Source organism: Streptomyces sp. NPDC002265 (assembly GCF_040296125.1).
Classification (GTDB): domain Bacteria; phylum Actinomycetota; class Actinomycetes; order Streptomycetales; family Streptomycetaceae; genus Streptomyces.
Window position 1 is genome coordinate 1 of sequence record NZ_JBEOWS010000433.1, and the last position, 7,102, is coordinate 7,102.

9 protein-coding genes and 1 pseudogene are annotated in these 7,102 nt (G+C 67.5%); 7 read left to right on the forward strand and 3 right to left on the reverse strand.

What is annotated here, in order from left to right; translation table 11 throughout:
- The 3 genes from ABT085_RS41545 to ABT085_RS41555 form a co-directional block, all read left to right on the forward strand.
- A partial coding sequence (locus ABT085_RS41545) for an ATP-binding protein (RefSeq protein ID WP_351620824.1) occupies positions 1–304 on the forward strand: 304 nt, incomplete at its 5' end.
- 142 nt (positions 305–446) lie between these two features.
- On the forward strand, positions 447–1,112 hold the full coding sequence (locus ABT085_RS41550) for an ArsR/SmtB family transcription factor (RefSeq protein WP_351620827.1): 666 nt from the start codon (positions 447–449) through the stop codon (positions 1,110–1,112).
- On the forward strand, positions 1,109–2,443 hold the full coding sequence (locus tag ABT085_RS41555; protein WP_351620830.1) for an MFS transporter: 1,335 nt from the start codon (positions 1,109–1,111) through the stop codon (positions 2,441–2,443). Before ABT085_RS41550 ends, ABT085_RS41555 begins: the two co-directional genes overlap by 4 nt.
- Before the next feature lie 163 nt (positions 2,444–2,606).
- Here ABT085_RS41555 and ABT085_RS41560 read toward each other — a convergent pair whose 3' ends face one another.
- Positions 2,607–3,464 carry an alpha/beta fold hydrolase gene (locus ABT085_RS41560; protein WP_351620833.1) on the reverse strand — a complete coding sequence of 286 codons (858 nt, stop codon included), beginning with the start codon at positions 3,462–3,464 and terminating at the stop codon, positions 2,607–2,609.
- A gap of 102 nt (positions 3,465–3,566) precedes the next feature.
- Here ABT085_RS41560 and ABT085_RS41565 point away from each other — a divergent pair, with 102 nt between their 5' ends.
- A complete protein-coding gene (locus ABT085_RS41565; protein WP_351620836.1) occupies positions 3,567–3,977 on the forward strand; it encodes a winged helix-turn-helix transcriptional regulator in 411 nt (136 codons plus the stop codon).
- Between the two features lie 227 nt (positions 3,978–4,204).
- Here the strand turns inward: ABT085_RS41565 and ABT085_RS41570 are convergent, their stop codons facing one another.
- Positions 4,205–4,894: an HAD family hydrolase gene (locus ABT085_RS41570; RefSeq protein ID WP_351620846.1), complete on the reverse strand. Its 690-nt coding sequence runs from the start codon at positions 4,892–4,894 to the stop codon at positions 4,205–4,207.
- A gap of 322 nt (positions 4,895–5,216) precedes the next feature.
- Here ABT085_RS41570 and ABT085_RS41575 point away from each other — a divergent pair.
- Positions 5,217–5,309: pseudogene (locus ABT085_RS41575) on the forward strand (IS5/IS1182 family transposase); the annotation flags it as partial.
- A 16-nt stretch (positions 5,310–5,325) separates the two neighbouring features.
- Here the strand turns inward: ABT085_RS41575 and ABT085_RS41580 are convergent.
- Entirely contained in the window at positions 5,326–6,081 is a 756-nt protein-coding gene (locus ABT085_RS41580; RefSeq protein WP_351620838.1) for a hypothetical protein, read from the reverse strand.
- A gap of 208 nt (positions 6,082–6,289) precedes the next feature.
- Between ABT085_RS41580 and ABT085_RS41585 the strand changes: the two genes are divergently transcribed.
- Both ABT085_RS41585 and ABT085_RS41590 read left to right on the forward strand, forming a co-directional pair.
- A complete protein-coding gene (locus tag ABT085_RS41585) occupies positions 6,290–6,622 on the forward strand; it encodes a hypothetical protein (protein ID WP_351620841.1) in 333 nt (110 codons plus the stop codon).
- Positions 6,610–6,954 carry a hypothetical protein gene (locus ABT085_RS41590; RefSeq protein WP_351620843.1) on the forward strand — a complete coding sequence of 115 codons (345 nt, stop codon included), beginning with the start codon at positions 6,610–6,612 and terminating at the stop codon, positions 6,952–6,954. Before ABT085_RS41585 ends, ABT085_RS41590 begins: the two co-directional genes overlap by 13 nt.
- Positions 6,955–7,102: the final 148 nt, after the last annotated feature.

Consider the following 7,102-nt stretch of genomic DNA (forward strand, 5'->3'; position numbering starts at 1 on the left):
GAGCGAACTGACCTTCACCACCGAACTCATCGTCAGCGAACTGGTCACCAACGCCATCCGCTACGGCGCCCCGCCGATCCGGCTGCGGCTCATCCTGGACCGGATGCTGATCTGCGAGGTCAGCGACGCCGGCAGCACCGCACCGCACATCCGGCGGGCCGCCATCGTCGACGAAGGCGGGCGCGGGCTCTTCCTCGTCGCCGAATGCTCCCACCGCTGGGGAACCCGCTACGACGCCACCGGCAAAACCATCTGGGCAGAACAGCCGCTCCCCGACATCACCCCTCGCACCATGCAGCCGTGACCAGCCGCGCCCGAATCCGGAGCGAGCAGCCAGGTTCGCGACGGGCCGGAGACGACGAATCGGTCGTGCCGGAGGCGAACCCCAAACAGTTCTTCGCGAAGATGTCTTTGCGAAGAACTGTTTGCGGTCTAGAGTGCGCGATATGACTGACCCGAGCACGGGGCCGGACAGCCCGAAGACCGAAGCGGACTCGATCGTTCTGGATGCCAAGGGACTGCGTGCCCTGGCGCACCCTGTGCGCGTACAACTGGTCGGGCTGCTGCGGAAGTACGGCCCGTCGACCGCTACCCGCCTCGCGGAGCGGCTCGGTGTGAACTCCGGAACGGCCAGCTACCACCTGCGCCAGCTCGGCGCGGCCGGCTTCGTCGAGGAGGACACGGAGCGCGGCAACGCACGAGAGCGCTGGTGGCGCTCGTTGCACCAGATGACGGAGCTCAACGACCCCGAGTTGGCCGAGCGAGAGCCCGAGGCCGCGCTGGCCTACCTGCAGTCCGTCGCTGCCACTTACACCCTGCGCACACAGCGGGCAGTCAACGAACTGCAGACGATGCCCCGCGCGTGGCGGGACACCTTTGACATGAGCGACCGTGCCTTGCGGCTCACGCCTGAAGAAGCCACCGCTCTGCGCCAGGAGTTGCGGGCAGTCGTCGACCGCTACCGGAGAGACGTACCGGAGGAGGCGGCGAAAGCCCCGGCGAGAGCCGAGCGGGTCGCCGTCATCACACACCTCCTGCCGGAACTGGATGCGCCCGCCGCGTCGGCGCAGCCGTCCAGTCCTCGGAAAGCGACAGGAACGGAGACGTCGTGACGGAAGACGTTCCGGGCGGCGACATAGCCGGCAAGCGGTCCTTACGACCGCTGAGTGGGGTGTTGGCGGCTATGGCCGTGTCGCTGACCGGTACTCGGGTCTCTGCCATCGCACTGCCCTGGTTCGTGCTCGTCACAACGGGCAGCGCCACCCAGACCGGACTGGTCGCCTTCTGCGAGATGACTCCCTATGTGGCGGTCAAGGCGTTCACCGGTCCGTTGGTGGACCGGATCGGCCCGCGAGCCGTTTCCTGGACCACGGATCTGGCCAGCGCAACCGCTGCCGCTGCGGTTCCCCTGTTCCATGCCCTGGACCTGCTGTCCTTTCCGCTCCTGCTGGTCCTGGTCGCGCTGATCGGCTCGGTACGCGGCCCCGGCGACCTTGCCAAGGCAGTCATGGTCCCGGAAGCGGCCGAGCGCGGCAGGGTGCCGCTGGAACGGGCCACCGGTCTGTCCGGCGCGACCGAGCGGCTGGCCTCCACCATTGGCCCGGCGGCCGGCGGCTCCCTGGTGGCGCTGCTCGGCCCTATGACGGGGCTTGTCGTCAACGCGGTTTGCTTCGCTCTCGGATCAGTGCTCATCACGCTGGCGTTGCCCCGTGGGCGAGGGCATGCAGTCGCGGAAGCCCCCTCGCGGGGCGGGGAGACAGAACCGGGTTACTGGCGACGATTCGGCGAGGGCTTCACCTTCCTGCGCGGCGAACCGTTGCTGCTGACAGTCATCGTCATGGTCGGGATCACCAACCTGCTGGACGCGGGGTTCACCACGGTTCTCATGCCCGTCTGGGCCAAAGAATCCGGCAACGGGCCAGCTGCGATCGGCCTGTTGGGCAGCGTGCTGGGAGCCGCGGCGGTCGCGGGGAGTCTGATTGCTGCGATGGCTGCACACCGGCTGCGACGCCGGATGGTGTTCTTCACCGGGTTCCTGCTGGCCGGGGCGCCGAGATTCCTGATTCTCGCCTCCGATGCACCGATGGGAGCGGTACTGACCGTGTTCGCCGTCAGTGGATTCGGGGCGGGCTTCCTGAACCCGGTGCTGGGGGCCGTTCTCTTCGAGCGGGTGCCACGCCGGATGTTGGGCCGGGTCAGCGCACTGGGTGACTCGCTGGCCTGGGCCGGCATCCCTCTCGGTGGGCTGATCGCTGGAGCGGTGGTGACCTCCGTCGGACTTGCGCCCGTGCTACTCGCCGGCGGAGCTGCGTACTTCCTCACCACGAACCTGACCGGGCTGCGTCCGGAATGGCGCGAGATGGACCGCGCGGGTCGGCGAGATCCTCAGGAGCGGCAACCCGAGGAAGCCGTTCGGACAACCAGTGCGAATCGCTCAGCATGACGCCTGCGGGGGAGAGGGAACTTTCTGATTGCCTCCTCCCTCAAGCATCGGCATACCACGAGCCAGTTGAAGCCGTGAACCGGCAACAGCATGGACGCATCGCGCACATGGAGGAGAAGGCGTCCCTTCAGGCCAGTCGGCGTTGGCACGTCGAACGCTCCGGTCACTTCGGCAGATCGGCGGAGAGGAAGGGAGCAAGGAGCGCGAACAACGCGTCGGGGCGGTCCAGGGGGATGATGTGGCCGCAGTCCTGGAGACGGTGTCCGACCAGGTCATCGGCGATGGGACGGAGTTGGCGTTCGAGGCCGGTGCCGACGGGGTGGGAGCCGACGGCCATGGTCGGCATGGTCAGCCGAGCCGTCGCGACTGCGTCCCGGATCTGCTGCGCGCTGGTGGGCAGGGCCCGGTAGTAGGAGAACGCGCAGCGCAGGGCCTCACCCCTGGTGTACGCGTGGACGAAGGCCGCACGGATATCGTCGGGTACTCCTCGCCCGAGCGTCCCCGAGTCGAGGAACCAGTCGACGTACGGGGCCTCGTTGCCGGCCAGGACGGTCTCGGCGAGGCCGGGGACGGCGTGGAAGCCGAACCACCACGGGGCACCGCCCGCGACGACGTCCTCCGCTCCGGACAGGCCGCCGAGAAGTGCCTCCATCACGACCAGGCGCCGGACGAGGCCGGGTCGGCGGAGCGCGAGCAGGACGGCGGGGGCAGTGCCCGCGTCGATGCCGACCACCGCTGCCGAGGGCTCGCCGAGTGCGTCGAGCAGCCCTTCGGCGTCGGCGGCGAGTGTGCCTGCGTCGTAGCCCTCGACGGCGCGTGCACTGGCACCGAAGCCTCGAAGGTCCGGGGCGATGACCCGGTACTGCCCAGCCAGTCGGCCCATGATGTTGCTCCAGAGTTGCCAGGTGTGCGGGAAGCCGTGCAGCAGGAGAACCGCGGGTCCGTGCCCGGCGATTGCGACGTTGAGTTGGACGCCGTTCGTCGCGATGCGGCGTAGGTGGTGTGCGGTGGCGACGGGCATGACGGCTCCTCCCGGGGTGGTTACCATTGGTGACCACAGAACGATAAGTAACTGACCGACGGCTTTCTAGACGGCACTTCCAGGGAAGGTGGTGAGCCACAGGTGACCACCCGAGGAGCCCGGACCTCCGGTCACGGAGTACGCGGCGATCTGTTCGATCCCGATTGCCCGACGCGGCAGTTGCTGGACCGCATCGGTACGAAGTGGACGTCCATGGCCGTCAGGACGCTCGCCGATGCCGCACCGGACGAGGTGCGCTTCGCGGAGCTGAGACGCCGGATGCCTGGCGTGTCGCAGAAGATGCTGTCCGTGACGCTGCGAAGCCTGACCCGCGACGGACTGGTGGCGCGCCGGGTCGAACCCACCGTGCCGCCGCGGGTCTTCTACCGACTCACCGGACTCGGGCTGTCTCTGGAAGCCGCGCTTGCGGGGCTGCGGACCTGGGCGGAGGAGCACATGGCCGAGATCGACCGCGCCAACGAAGCCGCCGACCAGGAGGCCGGTGAGGGGTAGGCAGGCCGATTCCGCGCTCAGTTCGGGTGGCTGGGGCACCCGATGCAGTAGTTCGGGCCCGGGTCAGGAGGGCCGGTGCATCGCATCGTGCGGCGTGATCGGATACGGGATGACTTCGTTCCGGACTGGTAAGCCGGTACGTTTGCGCGGTATCGAGCCCGAGGACCGGACGGCGTTCGGTCGCCGGGCCCTCGGCATCGCGCCGAAAGTCACCCCGGTCGGGCACGTCAGAGGAGCTGGAGCACCTCGGCCAGCGCGCCGGGACGCTGGTCGACGGGCAAGGGATCGACCAGGTGGACCCTGCATCCCAGCGTGGCAGCGCCGACGTCCGCAACAGGCTCGTCACCCACCATGAGTGCTTCGCCGGGCGCCACCCCGAGCTGGTCGCACGCCATCTGGAAGATCCGGGGATCGGGCTTCTTCACCCCGCACTCGAAGGACAGGAAGTAGGCGTCCACGAGGTCATCGACTCCGTGGTCGCGGAAGACAGGGCGCATGTCCCAGCCGATGTTGCTGACGACAGCGATCGGGATGCCTCGCCCGCGCAGGGCGCGGAGGGTTTCCTCGGTGTCGGGATAAGGCAGCCATGCCCCGGAGACTTGGGAACGTTCGTACAGGGCCTCGGCCAGGTCGGCCGCAGGCGGCTTCGCTTCACGGGCAAGGGCTGTGAAGGCAGCCCGGTGTTGTTCGGCGGTCAGATCGCGCTCCCGCCACAGTGCCTCCAGATGGGGCGGCACCGTGCGCGGAGGAACCCCTCCGGGCTGAGCCCCGAACTCTTCCAGCCGGCTGACGCACGCGTCGAGTTCACCCTCGGGCACGTCCAGACCGGCCTGCTGTGCCACCGCTCGCAGCCACTGCGCGGCCGGTTCGATCCGGAAGAGGGTCCCGGAGAAGTCGAACATCACACCTTTGATCATGCAGCCGATCCTGGCGGCGTCGACGAGCCGGCCGCAAGCCCAGCGGAACCACCCGATCGAAGCGGGGGCCAAATCACCTTGGCGGTTTCGCGTGATCGTCGCAACGTTGCAGGCGCAGTGCGCCAGAGTCTTAGTGAACGCTTGGGCCGCGGTCTGCCAACTCGGCTTCTTGCGGAGGAGATTGTTGAGCCGCTGCTCGATGACACGAAGGTCGTCAGCAATGTGGAGAGACAGGTTCGCGCGCTTGGCCAGATACTGCCGCATCAAGCCGCTGGTGTTTTCGTTCGTCCCTCGTTGCCACGGGTTGGCGGGACGGGCGAGGAAGATCCTGCGCGACTGCCGCCTCAAACGCGACGGCGTCCACCACACCATGCTCGGCATCGCCCGCCTGTACAACCTCACGCTGGCCGGATGAGAAGCAACAAAGCTGCTCAACCGGCATGTCGTAGATCACTTACCGGACAACATTCACGCTCGAAGGCTTCTTGGACCTGACGGTGACCGACCTCGCCCTGCGACCAGATACGCACCCGACGACTCGGATTCTCGCGGTCCCAGTTTTCGCTTTCGAACACGGCGACGGACTCCGACAATCGCCACCGCGAGGTCTCCCAGGAGGCTTCCCGCACTTCGACGAGTCCATGGAGAAGCTCGGCGGCCGAGGCGGCGGCGGAACCGCAGGCCGGCCAGGGTCTCCAACCGGAGACGGCGTCGGTGAGGGCATGAGACTCGATCAGGTGAGTGATCGAGGGGGCGACGGGGAGGTACGGACTGCCGCCGTCCACGTCGGTGCCGACACTTCCATCTGTATGGATCAGATCCCGGCACGGCTTCGACACGTGCTCTCCGAGCCACTCGAAGTACCAGCCGCCTCGCGCGGGATCCTGCCAGGCCCATGTTCTCAGGCCGAAATGGTTGTATTCCCAGCTGTAGGCCGTCTCGTGCCGTTCCGCTCCCAGGGTCCAGCTGTGCCGCACTTGGTAGCGCAGGCCGCCGAACCTCTGCTCGAAACCCTCGCATCGGATGATGAGTTCCATCGGGGCCGGAATGAGACGGCCCGCGCGGTCGTGCACTCGCCACATTTCTATCGGGGCTTCGAACCTGACTGGGCTCTCGCGTTGTCCCGTGCGGCGGAGGAGATCCTGAGCACGCTCCGACAGATCGGAGGGACTGTCCAGGATGTGCATCCTGTGCTTCTTTTCCAGAGGCAGCAAATCTCAGCAAGATCGGTACCCTATCGCGGTGCTCACCGCGCGAGCCAGAGGGTCGCTCGTTCAACCCCGTCCACAACCGTCAGCGGCATGCTGCTGGCATCATGAGCTGTCCGTACCCCTCTCTGCGCCATCGCGGTCAGTGACCTCTCCCACGGCCCGGCCGCCATCCGTAGGAGACGGCATGGGCGAGGAAGGCGAGCACGTGAACGAGTTCGTGGACGACACTGTCGACCGCCGGCTTGACCAGCAGGCCGGCATGCGGGAGACGCTCCTGCTTGATCCCGTCCAGCAGGCACAGGTCGAATCGATGAGGCGGATGCTGACCGCCGCCGACCGCGCCATAGCCGATGAGGGCGTGACCGACGAAGTCCAACAGCGAGTCGTGAACCAGTTCGTTTGGGGCGAGCCCGAAGACCACGTCGACGCACGAAGCCAGATGATGGCGACTGTCGAGGCCATGGCCCTGTCAATCGCCGGACACCTCGACCGCGAGGGCCACGAGTGGGCGCCGTAAGCGGCACGCTCCTCGACCTTGCCCAGGACTACGAGTCCGAGGCAGTCGGCCTGCGGGTGTGGCAACGCGACCGGTGGGCGCTCCAGGGGACAGCGAAGCTGTTTCGGCGCATGGTCGGCAACCGCGAAGCCGTCGACCCCACCCGCATCACCATCACCTGGGCGACACTCATCGACATCCCCCAACGCTGGTGCCGGCAACACGGATACCAGGCCATCGCAGGACCCGACGGATACGTCATCCAACGCGGCAGCGAAACACCCATCGTGGCCGGGCCCGGCGACACGCTCCTCTGGGACGGGCGACAGCTCACCGTGCACCACGGCAACTGAGGCTGCTCCGGCAACACCACTCGCCGGACAATCAGCGCCCGCGAACTGAGCGTGCCCGGACCCACGCTGGCGACGAAAACCGACGACGCCCCGCTCGTCCTGGCCCCACAGGAAGAGCGGGGCCACAAGCCGGGTCAGGGGCAGGACT

Coding starts and splice junctions, on each gene's coding strand:
- ABT085_RS41550 (WP_351620827.1), top strand. CDS start 447: ATGACTGACCCGAGCACGGGGCCGGACAGCCCGAAGACCGAAGCGGAC.
- ABT085_RS41560 (WP_351620833.1), bottom strand. CDS start 3,464: ATGCCCGTCGCCACCGCACACCACCTACGCCGCATCGCGACGAACGGC.
- ABT085_RS41570 (WP_351620846.1), bottom strand. CDS start 4,894: ATGATCAAAGGTGTGATGTTCGACTTCTCCGGGACCCTCTTCCGGATC.
- ABT085_RS41580 (WP_351620838.1), bottom strand. CDS start 6,081: ATGCACATCCTGGACAGTCCCTCCGATCTGTCGGAGCGTGCTCAGGAT.
- ABT085_RS41585 (WP_351620841.1), top strand. CDS start 6,290: ATGGGCGAGGAAGGCGAGCACGTGAACGAGTTCGTGGACGACACTGTC.